Source organism: Texcoconibacillus texcoconensis, assembly GCF_014202575.1.
Lineage (GTDB): Bacteria > Bacillota > Bacilli > Bacillales > Salisediminibacteriaceae > Texcoconibacillus > Texcoconibacillus texcoconensis.
The window spans coordinates 1-18,415 of record NZ_JACHHB010000002.1 but is presented as its reverse complement, the minus strand read 5'-3'; the positions used below and the strand labels follow the sequence as shown (position 1 = coordinate 18,415).

Annotated in this window: 16 protein-coding genes and 1 riboswitch; of the genes, 11 read left to right on the top strand and 5 right to left on the bottom strand. The window is 40.3% G+C overall.

Going from position 1 to position 18,415, the window contains the following annotated elements:
• Positions 1 to 22: 22 nt before the first annotated feature.
• The 3 genes from HNQ41_RS02200 (at position 23) to HNQ41_RS02190 (ending at position 2,884) form a co-directional block, all read left to right on the top strand.
• Positions 23 to 385 (top strand): rhodanese-like domain-containing protein, encoded by a 363-nt coding sequence (locus HNQ41_RS02200; protein ID WP_184662795.1) that lies wholly within the window; start codon positions 23 to 25, stop codon positions 383 to 385.
• A gap of 177 nt (positions 386 to 562) precedes the next feature.
• Positions 563 to 1,276 (top strand): hypothetical protein, encoded by a 714-nt coding sequence (locus tag HNQ41_RS02195; protein WP_184662794.1) that lies wholly within the window; start codon positions 563 to 565, stop codon positions 1,274 to 1,276.
• Between the two features lie 135 nt (positions 1,277 to 1,411).
• Complete coding sequence (locus HNQ41_RS02190; RefSeq protein WP_184662793.1) at positions 1,412 to 2,884, top strand: amidase family protein; 1,473 nt, start codon at positions 1,412 to 1,414, stop codon at positions 2,882 to 2,884.
• A gap of 167 nt (positions 2,885 to 3,051) precedes the next feature.
• Here the strand turns inward: HNQ41_RS02190 and HNQ41_RS02185 are convergent, their stop codons facing one another.
• The 3 genes from HNQ41_RS02185 to recQ all read right to left on the bottom strand — a co-directional run bounded on the left by HNQ41_RS02185 (position 3,052) and on the right by recQ (position 6,644).
• Positions 3,052 to 3,606 carry a glutathione peroxidase gene (locus tag HNQ41_RS02185; protein ID WP_184662792.1) on the bottom strand — a complete coding sequence of 185 codons (555 nt, stop codon included), beginning with the start codon at positions 3,604 to 3,606 and terminating at the stop codon, positions 3,052 to 3,054.
• A 101-nt stretch (positions 3,607 to 3,707) separates the two neighbouring features.
• The gene (locus HNQ41_RS02180; RefSeq protein ID WP_184662791.1) at positions 3,708 to 4,838 is read right to left on the bottom strand and encodes a glycosyltransferase family 2 protein; all 1,131 of its coding nucleotides are present in this window, start codon (positions 4,836 to 4,838) and stop codon (positions 3,708 to 3,710) included.
• 33 nt (positions 4,839 to 4,871) lie between these two features.
• On the bottom strand, positions 4,872 to 6,644 hold the full coding sequence (gene recQ / locus HNQ41_RS02175) for a DNA helicase RecQ (RefSeq protein WP_184662790.1): 1,773 nt from the start codon (positions 6,642 to 6,644) through the stop codon (positions 4,872 to 4,874).
• 229 nt (positions 6,645 to 6,873) lie between these two features.
• Here recQ and HNQ41_RS02170 point away from each other — a divergent pair, with 229 nt between their 5' ends.
• The 3 genes from HNQ41_RS02170 to ytvI all read left to right on the top strand — a co-directional run bounded on the left by HNQ41_RS02170 (position 6,874) and on the right by ytvI (position 12,138).
• A complete protein-coding gene (locus HNQ41_RS02170; RefSeq protein ID WP_184662789.1) occupies positions 6,874 to 8,790 on the top strand; it encodes an ABC-F family ATP-binding cassette domain-containing protein in 1,917 nt (638 codons plus the stop codon).
• Positions 8,791 to 9,202: 412 nt separating this feature from the next.
• The gene (locus tag HNQ41_RS02165; RefSeq protein ID WP_184662788.1) at positions 9,203 to 10,825 is read left to right on the top strand and encodes a glutathione ABC transporter substrate-binding protein; all 1,623 of its coding nucleotides are present in this window, start codon (positions 9,203 to 9,205) and stop codon (positions 10,823 to 10,825) included.
• Positions 10,826 to 11,031: 206 nt separating this feature from the next.
• Positions 11,032 to 12,138: a sporulation integral membrane protein YtvI gene (gene ytvI, locus HNQ41_RS02160; protein WP_184662787.1), complete on the top strand. Its 1,107-nt coding sequence runs from the start codon at positions 11,032 to 11,034 to the stop codon at positions 12,136 to 12,138.
• A gap of 125 nt (positions 12,139 to 12,263) precedes the next feature.
• Here ytvI and HNQ41_RS02155 read toward each other — a convergent pair whose 3' ends face one another.
• Together HNQ41_RS02155 and HNQ41_RS02150 are read right to left on the bottom strand one after the other, a co-directional pair.
• Positions 12,264 to 13,214 (bottom strand): ATP-grasp domain-containing protein, encoded by a 951-nt coding sequence (locus tag HNQ41_RS02155; protein WP_184662786.1) that lies wholly within the window; start codon positions 13,212 to 13,214, stop codon positions 12,264 to 12,266.
• A gap of 32 nt (positions 13,215 to 13,246) precedes the next feature.
• Positions 13,247 to 14,068: a DUF368 domain-containing protein gene (locus tag HNQ41_RS02150; RefSeq protein ID WP_184662785.1), complete on the bottom strand. Its 822-nt coding sequence runs from the start codon at positions 14,066 to 14,068 to the stop codon at positions 13,247 to 13,249.
• A gap of 208 nt (positions 14,069 to 14,276) precedes the next feature.
• Positions 14,277 to 14,378: riboswitch (TPP riboswitch) on the top strand.
• A 119-nt stretch (positions 14,379 to 14,497) separates the two neighbouring features.
• On the opposite strand from HNQ41_RS02150, the gene HNQ41_RS02145 reads away from it, so the two are divergent.
• Genes HNQ41_RS02145 through HNQ41_RS02125 form a run of 5 tightly spaced genes read left to right on the top strand, consistent with a single transcriptional unit; the run spans position 14,498 to position 18,279 of the window.
• The gene (locus tag HNQ41_RS02145; RefSeq protein WP_184662784.1) at positions 14,498 to 15,277 is read left to right on the top strand and encodes a thiazole synthase; all 780 of its coding nucleotides are present in this window, start codon (positions 14,498 to 14,500) and stop codon (positions 15,275 to 15,277) included.
• A gap of 7 nt (positions 15,278 to 15,284) precedes the next feature.
• On the top strand, positions 15,285 to 16,388 hold the full coding sequence (gene thiH / locus HNQ41_RS02140) for a 2-iminoacetate synthase ThiH (RefSeq protein WP_184662783.1): 1,104 nt from the start codon (positions 15,285 to 15,287) through the stop codon (positions 16,386 to 16,388).
• Between the two features lie 29 nt (positions 16,389 to 16,417).
• Positions 16,418 to 17,020 carry a thiamine phosphate synthase gene (locus HNQ41_RS02135; RefSeq protein WP_184662782.1) on the top strand — a complete coding sequence of 201 codons (603 nt, stop codon included), beginning with the start codon at positions 16,418 to 16,420 and terminating at the stop codon, positions 17,018 to 17,020.
• Positions 17,021 to 17,224: a sulfur carrier protein ThiS gene (gene thiS / locus HNQ41_RS02130; protein ID WP_184662781.1), complete on the top strand. Its 204-nt coding sequence runs from the start codon at positions 17,021 to 17,023 to the stop codon at positions 17,222 to 17,224.
• Complete coding sequence (locus HNQ41_RS02125; protein WP_184662780.1) at positions 17,224 to 18,279, top strand: MoeB/ThiF family adenylyltransferase; 1,056 nt, start codon at positions 17,224 to 17,226, stop codon at positions 18,277 to 18,279. The genes thiS and HNQ41_RS02125 overlap by 1 nt, the downstream gene beginning before the upstream one ends.
• Positions 18,280 to 18,415 lie beyond the last annotated feature (136 nt).

The window sequence follows — 18,415 nt, the reverse complement described above, 5'->3', positions numbered from 1 at the left end:
ATTTCAATAGGAGGTATGAGAAGTGGACTGGATTACAGTACTAATCATCGTCGTAGCAATTATCATAATGATTCAACGACTTAAACCAGCTGGAGGGGTGGAGCACATCTCTACGGATGAATTAAAGCAGAAATTGAAGAAAAAAGACGTTCAGCTCATTGATGTTCGAACACCGATTGAATTTACCGGAGATGGGATCAAAACGTCTAAAAATATACCTGTCCATAAAATCAAAAAGCAGCACAATGAACTGGATAAAGATAAAGAAGTGATCGTGATTTGTCAAAGTGGTGTGAGGAGCAACAAAGCTAGTCGCAAGTTAAAAAAATTAGGGTTTAAAAAGGTAAAAAATGTAAAGGGCGGAATGTCCGCTTTTACGTCGTAATGAATGAAAGTGAGGATCGATTATTTCGGTCACTCACTTTTTGTTTTGCGTAAACATCATTATTAATAATATGAATAACCCGAATTATTGATCGCCATACTAAAATTAACTGAAACGTCATCGTCGTTAACACGTCAAAACAAGTGCAAGAACATATACAACTTAGAGGTGATGGAAATGAAAAAATGGTTATTTATGTTAAGCGCATCTAGTTTATTATTTACAGCTGCATGTGGAGGGGGAGATACAGACATCGAAGACCCTGAAGATGGAGAGAATGGAGATGAAATCGAAGAAGAACTTGAAGAGGATATGAATGGTGAGGAAGATGACGGTGTTGAGGAAGAAGACGAAGAGGTTGAAGGTGAACAATCATTCGCTGAATTGATTGAAGAATATGATGTCTTCTCTGACTTTGATACAGATGGGCCAGCTACAGGCCTTGGTATGGGAATGGACGTTCAGTTAGAGGAAGAAGATGAAGTATTAACAAGAAGTCATACGGGCCATGCATTTGGTTTTTATGAAGTCATGGAAGTTCGAGAAGAGGACCAAGAAGTTGTTGTAACCCACAGATTAACGGAAGAACACCTTGAGCAGTATGAAGAAGTAAGTAATCTTCTTGAAGAAGATGCTGACGAAGCGTTGGAATTTGTGAAAGAAGAAGGGGAGGAAGCGGAAGAATTGTTCTTTGCTAGCGAACTCCCACCTGAAACGACGACTGAAGAGTGGAATGATGAAGAATGGACAGCGATTGAAGTGGAAGTTGCCGATGGTGACGAAATCTACGTTTTCGCTGAAGGAAAAGGGTTGATCAAAGTTCATTATCAATCCGATGAAGTAATTGAAAACTTCGGTGAACAAACAGCTGTACGTGTAGAAGAAGAATAATGTTGTCTTTCCTGAGCATGGGCGCCTTCGTCTCATGACTCAGGAATTTTTTGTGAGAAATATTTTGTTCTGAGAGGAAAAAACGTTTAAAATCCAAAGAAAAGAAAGCAAATTTTCATGAAGGAGCGTTTACGTTTGGAAAATCCGAAACTAAATCATTTGAGTGAAACGTGGTTACTGGAAGCGACCATGAACGATATGCAAATGAAAATGACAGAAGGTGAACTAACCGCGAAAGAAATCGTACTCATGTATTTACACCGCATTGCAATGGTCGATAAACAGGGACCGCAGCTAAATAGTGTTCTCGAAGTGAATCCAGACGCGATATATATCGCAGAAAAGTTGGATCGTGAAAGGGAGGAGCAAGGTGAGCGTGGTCCGTTACACGGAATCCCTGTTTTGATTAAAGATAATATTGATACTGGGGACAAGATGCATACAAGTGCAGGTTCATTAGCGATTGCTGACCACTATGCGAGTGACGATGCATTTCTCGTTCAAAAGTTACGAGAAGCGGGCGCAGTTATTTTAGGGAAGACAAATTTAACGGAATGGGCAAACTTTATGACAAACGGGATGCCACCTGGATATAGTTCGAGAGGTGGACAAGTTCTTAATCCATATGGTCCTGGTGTGTTTCCGGTAGGAGGTTCTAGTTCTGGATCTGGTGCAGCAGTGGCGGCAAATTTAGCAGCTATTAGTGTTGGGACGGAAACGTCAGGGTCAATTTTAAGTCCAGCGAGTCAAAATAGCCTTGTAGGGATTAAGCCAACTGTTGGCATGGTTAGTCGACGTGGCATCATTCCTATTTCCCATACGCAAGATACAGCTGGGCCAATCGCACGAACAGTTACTGATGCTGTCAAACTCTTATCTGTAATGACAGAGAAAGATGATGATGACCCGGTGACATCAACGCAGCCTTCTAATCAACCTGATGATTGGCAAACGGCTTTAGATACTTCAGCATTAAAAGGTGCTCGGATTGGTATTGTTCGTGAAGGGATTTTTGATGTTTTAGATGAAGAGAAAAAAAACGTTGCGAATAGAGCAATTACTCAGCTTGAAGCATTAGGGGCAACGGTGATTGATGAAGTCGTGATTCCTTCTGCAAAAGCGAAGTGGAACGTCGATGTACTTATTCATGAATTTAAAAATGGCTTAAATGATTATTTACGAAATGTGAATTCAAAAACTGGGGTTTCCTCACTTACAGAACTTATCACGTATAATCATGAGAATAGAGACAAGATGTTGCGCTACGGTCAATCTTTACTTTTATCTGCGGAAAAAATATCAGGAACTTTAACTGATCCCGCTTATTTACAAAGTCTGGAACACGATCAATACTATGCTTCTGCAGGTGGGATCGATGCCGCTTTAAAAGGTCATAACCTCAATGCTCTCTTGTTCGTAAATAACTTAGGAGCGATGATCCCTGCAAAAGCCGGTTATCCGTCTGTCACTGTCCCGACAGGCTATACAGAGCAAGGCGAACCAGTTGGGATTACGTTTACAGGAACGGCCTATAGTGAACCAATGCTTATAGGTTTAGCATATAGTTTCGAGCAAGGAACGAAAGTAAGAAGAGGGCCAAAGTTGTAAATGCATTTGCTTAACATCGTCTGTTTGACAAGGATAAAGCTAGCAGTGTAGATCAGATCAACTGAAATTTGGAATAGATAAATGTTAAATGAAAGATAAGATAATAAAAGGGCAGTCCAATTGTGATGGACATGCCCTTTAGTCATTTCATGAACTGCTAGTTAGCGTTAAGAGAATTTCGTGATCATTTGTACATCTTTTTCCATATCAACAGGTTCAACATACGGCTCATAACGGCGAATGACTTCCCCTTTATTGTTGACGAGGAATTTTGTGAAATTCCATTTGATATAATCACCAATGGACCATTCAGGGATCTTATCATCGATGACCGCTTTCAAAAGTTTCGCATTAAAATTGCTTTCGTCGAACCCTTTGAAAGGTGCTTGTTTTGATAAATAAGTGAAAAGTGGATGAGCGTTCTCGCCATTCACGTTAATTTTACTAAATACGGGAAACTGTACACCGTAGTTCATTTGGCAAAAAGCGAGCGCTTCCTCATTACTCCCAGGTTCTTGTTCATCGAATTGGTTACATGGGAAACCAAGAATTTGGAACTTTGACTCATCGAACTGTTCTTGAAGCTTTTGTAGCCCATCAAACTGTGGTGTGAAGTTACACTTACTTGCAGTATTGACGATTAGTAAAGTTTTTCCTTCATATTCTGAAAGAGAAACTTTTTCCCCTGTAGGTGTTTCAAAAACAAAATCATAAATTGACATACTAGATTTCCTCCCCAAACTTAAAGCTTTCGATACAACTTTTTAATTGTAATGAGTTTGGGGTATAGAGGCAATGAAAAAGTTGCCATGAAAGGCAAATGTCAATCTTTGTTCATATGTTTTCGTAATTCATCAAGTTGATAGGTGGTTCCACGCCATGTCACGCCCCCTGAAGATAACGTTTTTAATGTCGATCGCCAAAGGGTATACAAAAAGATGATGGCGTGAAGCGGAATATACCATACGTACCGCCAAGGATGATGAAAGACGCGTGTATTCATGTAGTAAAACAACATATAAAGGACGATTGTTGCAAGTAATAAAAGCGATGCATGATGATGCCAAAAGATGATCAAAGCAACAAACGGGAAAATATGAAAAAAGATGAGCGCCAGTGAGGAAAACACGACCATTGATAGACGATAATTCAAAAAAGCAAATAGATTTTTTTCTAAACCTTTTATCATCTGAGGAAGGGAAGCGTACCATTGAATATATACCCAGCCGTATCCTAACGCTAATTGTTGTTTAAAACCTTCATCAACGACACGTTTTCCGAGTTTTAAATCGTCATCAGGGCGCAGGCGAATGGTATCGTGTCCCCCGATATCATCGTATACGCTTTTGGAAATCAAGTTGTAGGCACCAATGCCAACGTGGCGGATGGCCGTGAAATTGATGATCCCTAGAATGCTCCAGTACGTAAAGAAAGCGCGGAATGCTTTACTTCCGCCTTTATTTTCAGGGAGCATCGGCAAGTGATCGACCTCTTCACGTTTGGCATAATCGACCGATGATGCAATCGTATTTGGTGCTAACTGAACGTCAGCATCGATAAAGAGAAGCCATTCTCCGTTTGCTTGCTTTGCTCCTTGCGCAAGTGCATGGTTTTTACCGAGCCAACCACTTGGTAGTTCATGAATATGAATAGGATGGATATTTTCGTATCTTGTAGCGTATTCATCAATGATTTCTCCTGTCAGGTCTTCGGAGCGGTCATTGACAAGAATGATTTCAGCATCAATATCTTGTTGTCGAGTGAGTGATTCGATACATGCTCCAATGTCTTTCTCTTCGTTTCTAGCGGCAACAATCACCGAAACGGTAACGTCTTGCTGACTGAACGCGTGCTTGTCAGGTAAAACGGTGATACGCTGTATGCCGCGATACCAAAGATGAAGAAGGGGAAGAACCAATATGAAATTTAACAACGCAAAAATAAAGTAGAGCAACAGGTTTCCACCTTTCTATCAGCAGATAAAGGATTAAGCCCCGTCTTTAAATTGTCGAATCCGTTGTAAGAAAGGCTCACCGTACGCGTCAAATTTATGTTGACCAATACCTTTAATCGTCAGCATTTCTGACTTTGTCTCTGGAAGGTACGTACATAAATCATTTAACGTTTTATCAGAGAACACCATATAAGGGGCGACTTCAGCTTCATCGGCTAGTTTTTTGCGAAGCGTTCGGAGCGCTTCAAATAACGGATGGTAAGTAGCAATTTGTTTGGCTTTCTTTGCTCGTTTCTTCCGTATCGTCGTTTCTCCTTTTAAAACGGGCAGCGCTTTTTCTTGTAACGTGAGTACAGGGTAAGTCCCTTCACTTGCTTTGATATATTGTTCGGCGATGAAATAATCAATCAATTGACTAATGTCGTTAACGGTCCGTGTTCTCATTAAACCGTAAGTTGATAACTGATCGAGTCGTTTAACCCTGATTTTTTGATTGGATGAGCCACTGAGCACTTGAGCGACGAGCGTTTTTCCGTATTGTTCTTTCATACGTTTAATACATGAGAACACCATTTGCGCATCTTTTGTTACATCTTCGGTTTCTCGTTCGTCTGTACAGTTTGTACAGCGCTGGCAATCGTGCTCATCTGAATCGCCAAAATAAGAAAGGATATAGCTTTGCAAACATTCCTCTGTGTGGCAGTAATTCACCATTTGTTGTAATTTTTGATACTCTTTTTGTTTTCGTTCCTCTTCCATTTCCGATTGTTCAATTAAAAAGTGCTGGATGTGAATATCTTGTGTTGAGTACAGTAAAATGCACTCACTTTTTTCACCATCACGACCCGCTCGTCCAGCTTCTTGATAGTACGTTTCAATGTTTCTAGGAATTTGATAATGAATGACATATCTCACGTTCGATTTATTAATTCCCATACCGAATGCAGTTGTAGCCACCATGATCGGTGTTTTATCATAAACAAAATCTTCTTGCGCGGCTGCTCGTTCAATACTTGTTAATCCGCCGTGATATTTCCCAACTGAAATGCCTTTCTCATCAAGCTTTTCATATAAACGTTCAACTTCTTTTCTCGTCGTTGCATAAATAATGCCAGATTGATCCTTGTTTTTCTCAATATAGTCTAGTAAATAAGCTTCTTTATCTTGGCCTTTTAAAACGTGAAATGAGAGGTTCTCTCGTGCGAAACCGGTTTGAATATGATTCTCTCTTGGAATATTTAAAGAAGAACAGACATCTTCTGTAACCTGTGGTGTCGCAGTAGCAGTTAAAGCGAGAACGACAGGGGGAGATGATAGCTGTTCAATAAAATGTGGAATCGTTAAATAACTCGGGCGAAAATCGTGTCCCCATTGTGAAAGGCAGTGTGCTTCATCAATGGCAACTAAGGAAACAGATAAATGGTTAAGTGCGCGCATAAACATTTGTGATTCAAAACGTTCAGGAGCAATGTAAACGAGTTTAATGTCACCATTTCGGATCGCACGTAACCGTTGTTGTACCTCATCGAATTCTAGTGCGCTATTAATATACGTTGCCGGAATGCCGACCTCATTTAATTCATCGACTTGGTCTTTCATCAGTGAAATAAGTGGTGAAATGACAATCGTAATACCAGGAAACATGAGTGCGGGAATTTGGTAACAAATCGATTTCCCACCGCCAGTAGGCATAATGCCCATCGCATGTTCACGTTGTAAAATTCGTTCGATGACTTCTTCTTGTCCTTTGCGAAACGAGTCATAACCGTAATGATTTTGCAAAATTGTTCGTGCCTTTTCAAGCATGCATAAAAGCCTCCTGTATCGTTAGCATACTTTGATACCTAATTTCGTTCTGTATAGCTTCGCTTATTATAACATTCGAAACACAAAAGCGTGATGGTGAAATAAAGAATTGATGGAAGAAAGGGTTCCTAAAGTTGTATGTTGAGGTTGATGAAATTGTTTCATATGGCATATCGCGTTACAATACTAATAGAGATTGATACTAATGAACGGGGAAGGGAAACGGAAAATGACGATTTTAACAGTGGAGCATTTATCAAAAACGTACGGAGATAAAGTGTTATTTAATGATATTGGTTTTACCATTCAAGAAAATGAACGGATTGGCTTAATTGGTGTAAATGGAACGGGCAAATCTACATTATTAAAAGTGTTAGCAGGAACGGAAAGTCGTGAAGGAGCGACACTTACACATGCTAATGATTTTCGCGTTGATTACTTGCCACAGCATCCAGAGTTATCAGGAAGCCAAAGTGTACTCGATCACGTTTATGAAGGGGACGCACCGATCATGAAAGTGATGCGCGAATATGAACGCGCGTTAAAAGCGCTTGAAAAAGATCCTAACAACGAAGCACGTCAAACAGCATTTACAAACGTTCAGCAAAAAATGAATGAATTAGATGCTTGGGAGGCAAGTACTGTTGCCAAGACGGTTCTTACGAAGTTGGGGATTGAAGATATGGATGCAAAGCTTGATTCGTTATCTGGAGGGCAACAAAAGCGTGTCGCAATGGCTCGGGCTCTTTTACAGCCAGCTGACTTATTGCTTTTAGACGAACCGACGAACCACTTAGATCATGAAACGATCGAATGGTTAGAAAAATATTTGTCCACATACCAAGGTTCGTTAATATTAATTACCCATGATCGTTACTTTTTAAATCGTGTAACGAATCGTATTTATGAATTAGACAATGGTAATCTTTATACGTATGACGGAAACTATGAAACCTTTTTGCAGAAAAAAGCGGAACGAGAAGCACAAGAGGTGCGAGCAGAAGAAAAGCGTCAAAATTTGCTTCGAACTGAATTGGAATGGTTACGAAGGGACCCGAAAGCTAGAGGAACGAAGCAAAAAGCGAGAGTTCAACGTGCTGAGGAACTAAAATCGCAAAAAGGACCAAGAGAAAAACAGTCCATTGATGTCGCGGTAGGTGGATCGAACCGACTTGGAAAACAAGTGATTGAGGTAGAAGATGTAAGTCACACGTATGATCACGAACCAATTATTAAAGATTTTAGTTACTTGATCACACCGAACGAACGTCTCGGTCTTGTTGGGCCAAATGGCAGTGGAAAGTCGACATTTTTAAACATTTTAGCAGGGTATCTTTCACCAGAAGAAGGTGCTGTCCATATTGGGCAAACGGTGAAAATTGGCTATTATACGCAGCAATATGAAGATATGGATATCGATTTACGTGTTGTGGAATTTATAAAGGAAGTTGCGGAAGTCGTTTATACAATTGATGGTCAGGAAGTGACCGCTGAACAAATGCTTGAGCGATTTTTGTTTCCAAGACCGATGCAGTGGACGTATATCCGGAGGCTTTCTGGTGGTGAACGGCGCCGTCTTTATCTACTGAAAATCCTCATGGAAGAGCCGAACGTTTTGTTATTAGACGAACCAACCAACGACCTAGATACACAAACGCTTCGTGTATTAGAAGACTACTTAGCTTCATTTCCAGGTGTCGTTATCACTGCCTCTCACGACCGATATTTCCTTGATCGAGCGACGGATCGCTTACTCGTTTTTGAAGGAGAAGGAGAGGTCCGACGCTTTGAAGGTTCATATAGTGAATGGCTAGAAAAAAAGCAGCAAGAGCAACAACAACAAAAGTTAAGTCGTGACGAACAAACGAGTGAACCAAAAAAACAACAAACAGAACGACCGCCAAAAAAGAAAAAATTATCATACCGTGAACAGAAAGAATGGAATGAAATTGAGGATCGAATTAGTGACTTAGAAGAAAAGCAGGAAGAAATAGAAAAAGAGCTTGCTGAAGCTGGAAGTAATTATGACAAAATTCAAGATTTGTATGAACAAAAAACTGCAGTTGATAACGAATTAGATGATGCTTTAGAACGTTGGACAATTCTATCGGAGAAACTTGAAGAAATCGAAAATCAAAATGAGTAAGTCAGCGTAAACAAAGTTTAAAAATGTTCATTTTTCCCCCTCGCAACTTGAGTTGCGAGGGGGTGTTTTTTAATTGATGACTTTGATAATTAGAATGATTAGAGAGAGATTCTAATCGTTCTTTTTGGTGTACCAGGCATGCACAAAATTGAAGTGGGCGTATCCTCTCCTAAATTGATAAAATGAAGCATTTAATAATTTATCAATATAACAATGGTTATTATAATGGTATATATTTTTTAATAGAGTTCGACGTTAAGTGATTGTTAAATGAGGATTGTTAACGCTTACATATATTCAAATTAGTGACAAAATATAAAATTTTCAGAAAACCTATTTACAAAAGAATTCGAATATAGTATTTTTTTATATAATCAATTTTTTCAGAAAATTTATTCAATGGGGGTTAATTATGTTTAAAAGTAAATATTTAAAAGCAGGCGTGTTCTCAACGGCATTCGCTCTAACATTAGCAGGTTGTGCAAGTGAACCAGATTCAGAAGAAGCAAGCACTGACATTGATGATACAGATGCAGGTGAAGAGGCTGCGGGTGATGATGTATCAGCGGGTGACAACGACCTTGTTATTGGGGTAAGTTCTGATGCTACGTCAATGGACCCTCATACTTCGAGTGATGTACCATCTGGTAATGCGCAAACGAACATTTATGATACATTGGTGAAATATGACACGAATATGGAATTAGAGCCTTTACTAGCAAAAGAATGGGAACCAGTGGAGGATGATGTTTGGGAATTTAAACTACGCGAAGATGTTTATTTCCATGATGGAACAGAGTTTAATGCAGAAGTCGTTGAAGCAAATATTGAAAGAATTTTATCTGAAGAGACGGCTTCTCCACGTGCAATTTTAGTAGAAATTATCGAAGACATTGAGATTGTTGATGATCATACAATTCAATTTATCACAGAGGATCCGTTTGCTCCTCTACCAGCCCATATGGCTCACTATGCGATTAGTATCATCAGTCAAGATGTTATTGATGAAGATAATGCCCGCGTTGAAGAGGGTGGCCAGCCTGGTGATTACGTGAACGAAAATCCTGTTGGAACGGGTTTCTTCAAATTTGATTATTGGGATCATGGAGATAAAGTAGTTCTTAAAAACAATGAAGATTACTGGGGCGAAAATGCGAAAGTAGATTCGGTGACACTTCAAGTGATTCCTGAAGACTTAACGCGTGTTGGAGAATTAGAAACGGGAGGAGCTCATATTATTGACCCTGTGGATACAAGTGATATGACTCGCGTAGAAAGCGCAGATGGTGCGAACGTGTATGAGCGTAACGCCGCCAGCATTACTTACTTAGGATATAATATGGAGAAAGAACCATTTGATGATGCCAGAGTACGTAGAGCAATTTCTAAAACACTGAATAAAGAAGCGATGCTTGAAGGCATTTTAGATGGAACAGGTGCAACAGCCTTTGGTCCTGTAGATGAAACAAACTTTGGGTATAGTGAAGATGTGAACCAGCTAGATCGCGATCCAGAAAAAGCAAAGGAATTGTTAGCTGAAGCTGGCTACGAAGATGGATTCGAAACAACAATTTGGACGAATGATACTCGGGAGCGAATGGATATTGCCGAGCTGACACAAGCAGGGTTGGCTGAAATTGGTGTTGATGCAGAAATTGAAGTGCTTGAGTGGGGGGCTTACCTTGATGCTACATCTGCTGGAGAGCATGATATGTTCATCCTAGGGCTTTCTCTTGGTACTGGTGATGCGGATTACCCAATGCATATGCTTTTCCACTCTGATAGTGTTGGAGAGGGTAATCGTGTGATGATGGATGACCCAGAATTTGATGAAATGCTTTACCAAGCACGAATCCAACAAGATGAAGATGCTCGTTTAGCGTTATATGAAGATGCGACAGAATACTTGATTGAAGAAGCTCCAATGTCCTTCCTTTATCATCCTTCTCATGTGATGGGATATAGAGATGAAATTGAAGGATTTTGGTCAGATGCTTCAGGTCTTTACCAATTACAAGATGTAGAAATTAATTAAATGAGTATGAATGAGGGTGCCGTTTTGGCGCTCTCTTTTATGTTTGATAGGAAGTAAACTGAGGTATTTTTCATACGGAAATAGTATTTTATGAAGTTTTTGGTTAAAATATACAGTGTGGGTACTAGACAAATAATGTGTACTTATCTTAAATTGAGGGTAATTAAAAGAAAGAGTGAAATTTACTAGGAAGGATGGTGCCTTTTATGACAAAGGCACAAGCGTGGATGACAGTTCGTGCAGCGGCGGTTGCTGTTATAGCATTCGCTTTGTTTTGGTTCATAGGATTTTTATTTTCAATGACGTACCCTTTTATTATTGCATCATTGCTCGTTTGGATGCTGATGCCACTCATCAAGGGCTTCAGATATACGTTGAAACTACCTAATGGTATAGCTGTGTTTTTAGCTATTCTCATTGGAATTGGGACATTGGGTGGGGTTATTACAGGGCTTGTTTTTTTAATTATTTATGCGGTGGATTGGTTTTCTGATCAATTACCAATGTGGTTTGAATCGGCTTCGCGTAATATTCAGCAATTTTTTAATGAGACGATCTTTCCATTTTGGGAAAATGTCACAATCGTGATGGCCTCATTAAACCCAGACCAACGAGGGTTGATTCAAGAAGGAGTTGCTCAACTTGGCTCAACACTTGGTTCGGTTGTTGGGCAGTTTGGCGATAGCTTAACGCAGGTTGCTGCTGCTGTACCGACATTTCTTGTTGCTTTTTTCTTTGTTTTGTTGGGTGTTTACTTCATAGGCAAGGATTGGAGAAATATGGGGTCGGCGATACGTGACTCGATTCCACCAGGGGTATTGAAGAAAATGTTAGCCTTTGGAAGGACCTTTCGCTACCGAGTCTTTGGTTTTATGCGCGCGCAGCTCATTTTGATGGCCATGGTTTCATTTATTGTGTTTATTGGTTTGTCAATTTTACGGATAGAAAATGCTGCAACCTTTGCAATCATTGTAGGTGTTGCGGAGATATTGCCTTATTTAGGATCGGGCACGATACTCATTCCATGGTTTATTTATCAATTCATTTCTGGAGAGTTAACGCTAGGAATCGGATTAGCTGTTTTGTATGCTGTGACTGTCATTGCAAGACAAAGCCTAGAACCGAAAGTGTTATCAACAAGTATGAATTTGCATCCATTAGGTGTTATTATATCCATGTTTGCAGGGTTGCAGTTATTCGGGTTTGTCGGCTTGTTCGTAGGACCATTTTTATTGGTTGTCATTGTGATATTAAATGATATTGGTGTAGGCGAGGATATTAAATCGTTTATCCGATACGGATTTAAACCTTAAAGGGTCTGACACACTGAAACATGAGTGTCAGACCCTTTTTTAACATCATTCAACAACTTTCTAGTTTGTTAAGGCGTTTTCAAGGTTAGCTACTTTTGGTGACTAGTATCGTTGATTCACTCGAGCTAACGACTGATTCCTAAAGTTAGTTTTTGCTGCAAATATTTTGCCACTTCGAGCATACCATATATACCTGCTCTAGCTTCAGCATCAGAATTATAATTGGTATTCGTATTGATATCATACGTGTAGGTATAGCCATTACTGTCTTGAATAAATTCAATGCCCGCAATACCAATGTTATTGCTTTTTAGCATTTGCTCGTATTTTGAGATGAGTGTTGGATCAATGCCATCAACGATTTCAAATCCAGGCTTTGGTTCACCTTGGTTGCTTGAGTCTGATGGACAAAATTGATCGCTAATTTGGCAAGCATCTGCAGGGCATAATTCAAATCCATTGGACGTGTCGACTTTTACAGCATATAGAAAAGAACCGCCAACAAATTCACAACGTGTGATACTTGAATCAGGAGAAGAAATGTATTGTTGTAGGAGTGTTATGCCATCAACGGGTTCCTCAAATGCTTCACTATGAATATATGATTCAAGCGCGTTCTTTGATTGAAAGAGCTGTACACCTAATCCTTTTCCAGCGCGGTTATGTTTCGTAATAAACGGTTGGTCTGCAAACTGGTCCGCAGCGTTTACAATTTGTTCTTTTCCTGAAGCGATGATCGTTTTTGGGGTGATGATACCATGTTTCTCTAATTCCATATATTGTGCTGCTTTGCTAACTTCGAGCTGCATTGCTCTTGTCCCGTTTATCACAGTACGGTCGTGACGCTCGAGCCATTCAAGAATAGCGTTTGTTAATTCAGGTGCGAAACGGTGGCCTCGTGTATGGGAAGAAGCACTCATTCGATTATAGAACACACCTTTAGGAGGAAGGTTACTTAAGTCAATGCTTCCTTCACTTAAATGCCAACATTCGTATGGGACATTGAGTGCGTCCATCTGTTTTGTGAGGTGCTGTGTCCAATCATCATTTTCGTGTAGAATATATACCTTTGTCATAAGTCATCCTCCGTTTCAAAGTAATGTACATTTTATTGATCGTGTTCTAGTCGTCCAAGGAGCAATGCACAATAAGCGCCAACAAAAAATGTAACAATGCTTACGATCAATAGCCCGAAGTCATCAGATATACCAGGGAAGATGACGAAAATTGATCCGATGATAAAGCCGGTCATCGTAGCGTAAGTAGCAGTTGTAAAACGAGCGAGTAAGAAGTGGATGATTTTACTTGTCACGAGAACCCCGATACCAATACCAGCTGCAACAATGACTAACACTTCAAGTTGAAAAGAAGAAAGTGATGCGATAATTAATTCATATGTTCCGAAAAGTAAAAACACGAACGATCCGCTGACACCCGGCAAGATCATCGCAGAACTTGCGACCCAGCCTGAGAAAAACAGGCGAATATAGTCAGCGGTGACGAGTGAATCTGTGGAGCGCGCCATTTGATTGTCATCGATAAACATGGTCAAGCTGATCAAGGTTGCTGCAATGATCAGTAATAAATAATGTCTTGATGAGAATGTGCGTCGATAATCGATCGTTTTTAACAAGAATGGGATAATCCCGATAATTAATCCGAGAAAGAAAAAGTAAGTCGGTTGGGGATAATAGCTTAAAAGCCAGTCCATGACATTACTGATACTAACGAGTGCTAGTGCGACGCCAAATCCAAGTGGAATAAGAAATGTTACGTGTTTCTTCCATTCCTTACTGAATAGTCCATTAATAGCGGCAATTAAACGTTGATAAATTCCAAGAACCATAGCGATTGTACCACCGCTAACGCCAGGAATGAGGTCACTTGTCCCCATCATAAATCCGCGATAAATATTCTTCCATTCTATCATTTGTTGGTAGCTCCTTTAATATTCATTGTTTCGTTGAAAGTTCATAATAAGAAGTATACGTGATGGAACGTTTCCTTACAAACGTTGCTAGTAGAAAAAGTATCGACAACTTTCAAGTAAATGCGCAAATTACTTTGCAAATACTTGAATTTTTTCATTTTCAAAAATAGGAAAGTTTGCTAAACTGCTAGTAAGAATAAAATACTTAATTGTTAGCTAGGGGTGCCTTTTAAAAGGCTGAGAGGATAAAATCCGACCCTTTGAACCTGAATTGGTTAATACCAACGGAGGGAAGCTTGTAGACGTTTTATACAACGGTTTATAAAAAGAAACGTTTATCAAGCTCACCTTCTAGGGTGGGCTTTTTTGTTGTAGTCATTCAAAAAGCATGACCTTTAGCTTTTCAATGGGGAAATGGAGGAATTAGAAATGCATGATCCATTAAAGATTGCAGGTGTGGAGTTATCTAATCGTTTGTTTGTAGGAACAGGGAAGTTTGGAGATCACAGTGAAATGAAAGCGGCGATTGAAAGGTCTGGATCGGAAGTAGTTACGGTTGCATTACGTCGCGTTGATGTAGATAGCGGTGAAGAAAACATCATTGAAGACATTCCGAATTCGGTACAATTAATGCCAAATACATCGGGGGCACGAACAGCTGAAGAAGCGGTGAGAATTGCTCGTCTAGCTAAAGCGAGTGGCCTTGGAAATTGGATTAAAATTGAAGTCATTTCTGATCAAAAATATTTACTTCCAGATAATGAAGAGACGATTCGTGCAACAGAGATCCTTGTCAATGAAGGCTTTGTCGTTTTACCGTACATGAGCCCAGATTTAATGGCAGCAAAGCGGATGGAAGAAGCGGGCGCAGCAGCTGTCATGCCACTTGGAGCGCCGATCGGTTCTAATAAAGGTATTCGAATGAAAGATATGGTGCAAATTTTAATAGATGAAATTAATGTACCAATTGTCGTTGATGCGGGAATTGGTAAACCGTCAGAGGCGGCAGAAGCGATGGAAATGGGCGCGGACGCTGTCCTGGTGAATACAGCGATTGCAACGGCTAAACAACCAGTAAAAATGGCTGAAGCCTTTGATTTGGCCGTGAAAGCGGGACGACAAGCGTATTTATCAGGGCTAGGTCCAACACGGGTGACAGCCGAGGCATCTTCTCCGTTAACAGGATTTTTAAACTCAACGAAAGGGTGAGAGCTGAATGAGTTTTTATGATCAATATGTCAAATTACGCGATATTTCTTACGATGAAAATTTTGCGAATGTGACTGACCAAGATGTAGAAAGAGCACTTCAAAAAGAACATTTAAATGAGCGTGACTATTTTGCTTTGCTATCACCAGCAGCTGAAAAATATTTAGAGCCAATGGCGCAAAAAGCGCATCAGCTAACGAAGCAACACTTTGGTAAAACGATGCAACTGTACCTTCCTTTATATCTATCAGACTACTGTGTAAACATTTGTAAATATTGTAGTTTTAGTCTCGACAATGATTTCCCACGTCGACGCTTGACAATGGATGAAGTTGAAAGGGAAGCGCAAGTGATTTCAGACATGGGCATTAAGCATATTCTTTTACTGTCAGGTGAATCGCACACGCATTCTTCAATTGAGTACTTAAAAGAGTGTCTAAAGGTGCTTAAAAAACACTTTTCTTCGATTGGTTTAGAAATTCAGCCGCTCGATCGCGATGAATATGAGGAGTTAGTTGCGCATGGTATTGACGGACTCACTGTGTATCAGGAAGTTTATAATGAAGAGATTTATAAAGACATCCATGTAAAAGGGCCGAAGAAGAATTACCGCTACCGACTTGATACTGCAGAACGAGGGTGTCAAGCAGGCATGAACGCTGTAAATATCGGTGCACTGTTAGGTCTTGACGACTGGAGAAAAGAAAGTTTCATTACTGGTATGCATGCATCTTACTTACAAAATAAATATTTAGAAGCGGATGTGGGCGTTTCTTTTCCAAGAATTCGGCCACATGCAGGGAGTTATCAGCCAAAAGTAGATGTGCAGGATCACAACCTAGTGCAAGCGATGCTCGCTTTACGGTTGTTTTTACCACGGGCTGCAGTTAACGTATCTACCCGTGAATCGCCAACATTGCGCGATCACCTCATTCCACTTGGTGTGACGAAGATGTCTGCTGCTTCATCGACAGAGGTAGGAGGTTACTCTGAGCCGAACGAGACACAAAGTCAATTTGAAATCTCTGATGAAAGATCGGTTGCAGAAATGAAAGAAGTGTTAAAACAGAAAGGGTATCAGCCTGTCGTTAAAGACTGGCAAATGGTCTAGTTTCCTGAAACTAGAAAGGAAGTTTTGAGATGAAACAACCGATGATACAAGTGATCTCTAATGGCCAAATGTCATTGAAACGTTTTTCGGAGATTGCAAGTACGATCGAGCCGTATGTAGATGTCTTTCATTTACGTGAAAAAGCACGAACGGCACGTGAGTTGTCAAGTGGTATTAGTGAATTGAAGAAAAATGGGATTTCATTAGAAAAGATGCGAATCAATGATAGGGTGGATGTTGCTAAAGCTTGTCACGTTTCAAGCGTGCAATTGGCTTACCATAGCTTAACGCCTTTACAAGTAAAGGAAGCATTTCCTGATCTCTATGTTTCAAAATCTGTCCATTCTGTAGAAGAAGCAATAGAGGCTGAAAATGAGGGCGTAGATGAACTTTTATTTGGGCACATTTTCTCAACACAATCGAAACCAGGTAAAGAGCCAAGAGGGCTTGAAGGATTGCAAGCGATCTCCTCAAAAGTGAGTGTCCCGGTCATTGCTATCGGTGGTATTACACCTCATAATTGCTCAGACGTCATTGAAGCGGGGGCAAGTGGGATTGCCCTCATGTCTGGTATTTTAAATGCTGAAGATCCCTTGTCAGCAGTGCTAGATTATCGAGAAAGGGTGAATTAAATGATCTTACATGTTAATGGGAAAGAAAAAACGTTACCTGATCAAATTCAGTCTGTAGACGATGTATTACACCATTACAGCCTTGATCAAAAAGCTGTAATTGTTGAGTTAAATGAAGAAATTGTCGAGCGCGCTTCTCTCAAAGAACAATCGATTAAAGACGGTGACCGCATCGAAATCGTTCAGTTTGTGGGAGGCGGATGATGGGCTTGAAAGAGGAGAACCGTGAGAACGAACAGCTTTCGGAGCGTTATTCTCGTCAGCAACTTTTTACAGGGATAGGTGAAGATGGGCAACAAAAACTGTTATCTTCCCATGTTTTGATTATCGGAATCGGTGCATTAGGAGCAGCGAACGCTGAAAATCTGGCGAGGGCAGGTGTTGGCACGTTAACGCTTGTTGATCGCGATTATGTAGAGATGAGCAATTTACAAAGACAGTCGCTGTATCGTGAAAGTGATGCGAGGGATCGTTTACCGAAAGCCGTTGCCGCGAAAGAACGATTACTAGAAGTCAATGAGGGTGTCGTCGTTCATGCACATGTAGCCGATGTCTCTAGAGAAGAATTAGAAGATCTTATTCAAGGTGTAGATCTTGTCATTGATGGGACTGATAACTTTGATACCCGCTTACTCATCAATGATATGGCACAAAAATATCAAGTCCCTTGGCTATATGGAGCATGTGTCGGAAGTTACGGGATCAGTTATACGATTCGACCACGGGTTACACCATGTTTACATTGTTTGTTAGAAACTGTACCGCTCGGTGGAGCAACGTGTGATACAGCTGGTATCATTGCCCCTGCTGTACAAATGGTTGTTGCTTATCAAACGACAGAAGCGATGAAGATTTTGGTTGGCGCGGATGATGTATTGCGTAAAGAGCTCGTGTCTTTTGACTTGTGGAAAAATGAACAGACGCAAATATCTGTTGATCGTTTGAGGCGAAAAGGTTGTTTATCTTGTGGGAGTGAGCCAACGTTTCCGTTTTTAACGACGGAAGAACAGACGAAAACGGCGGTATTATGTGGACGGAATACGGTGCAAATTCGTCCGCCAAAACGTGGGGAACGAGATTTTGATGCATTGATAGAAGGACTTCAAAAGCAACCAGGTTATATGGAAGAAAACCCCTATTTAATTTCTTATGCTGAAGATGATTATCGCCTTGTGTTTTTTAGAGATGGCCGTGTGCTCGTTCATGGCACAAATGATGTTGCACGAGCAAAAACGCTATATCATCGCTTTTTAGGATAGTGAAATGAACTCGGTTAAAAATGAGATGTAAGGAAAGGATAAAGGGGCTGTCCCAAAAGTCGGTAAAATAACCGACTTTTGAGGACGCCCCTCTTTTTATGGAAGACAATATAATCCCGCTCGAATCCGTTACAGG

Coding starts and splice junctions, on each gene's coding strand:
- HNQ41_RS02195 (WP_184662794.1), top strand. CDS start 563: ATGAAAAAATGGTTATTTATGTTAAGCGCATCTAGTTTATTATTTACA.
- HNQ41_RS02185 (WP_184662792.1), bottom strand. CDS start 3,606: ATGTCAATTTATGATTTTGTTTTTGAAACACCTACAGGGGAAAAAGTT.
- recQ (WP_184662790.1), bottom strand. CDS start 6,644: ATGCTTGAAAAGGCACGAACAATTTTGCAAAATCATTACGGTTATGAC.
- HNQ41_RS02170 (WP_184662789.1), top strand. CDS start 6,874: ATGACGATTTTAACAGTGGAGCATTTATCAAAAACGTACGGAGATAAA.
- HNQ41_RS02165 (WP_184662788.1), top strand. CDS start 9,203: ATGTTTAAAAGTAAATATTTAAAAGCAGGCGTGTTCTCAACGGCATTC.
- ytvI (WP_184662787.1), top strand. CDS start 11,032: ATGACAAAGGCACAAGCGTGGATGACAGTTCGTGCAGCGGCGGTTGCT.
- HNQ41_RS02155 (WP_184662786.1), bottom strand. CDS start 13,214: ATGACAAAGGTATATATTCTACACGAAAATGATGATTGGACACAGCAC.
- HNQ41_RS02150 (WP_184662785.1), bottom strand. CDS start 14,068: ATGATAGAATGGAAGAATATTTATCGCGGATTTATGATGGGGACAAGT.
- HNQ41_RS02145 (WP_184662784.1), top strand. CDS start 14,498: ATGCATGATCCATTAAAGATTGCAGGTGTGGAGTTATCTAATCGTTTG.
- thiH (WP_184662783.1), top strand. CDS start 15,285: ATGAGTTTTTATGATCAATATGTCAAATTACGCGATATTTCTTACGAT.
- HNQ41_RS02135 (WP_184662782.1), top strand. CDS start 16,418: ATGAAACAACCGATGATACAAGTGATCTCTAATGGCCAAATGTCATTG.
- thiS (WP_184662781.1), top strand. CDS start 17,021: ATGATCTTACATGTTAATGGGAAAGAAAAAACGTTACCTGATCAAATT.
- HNQ41_RS02125 (WP_184662780.1), top strand. CDS start 17,224: ATGGGCTTGAAAGAGGAGAACCGTGAGAACGAACAGCTTTCGGAGCGT.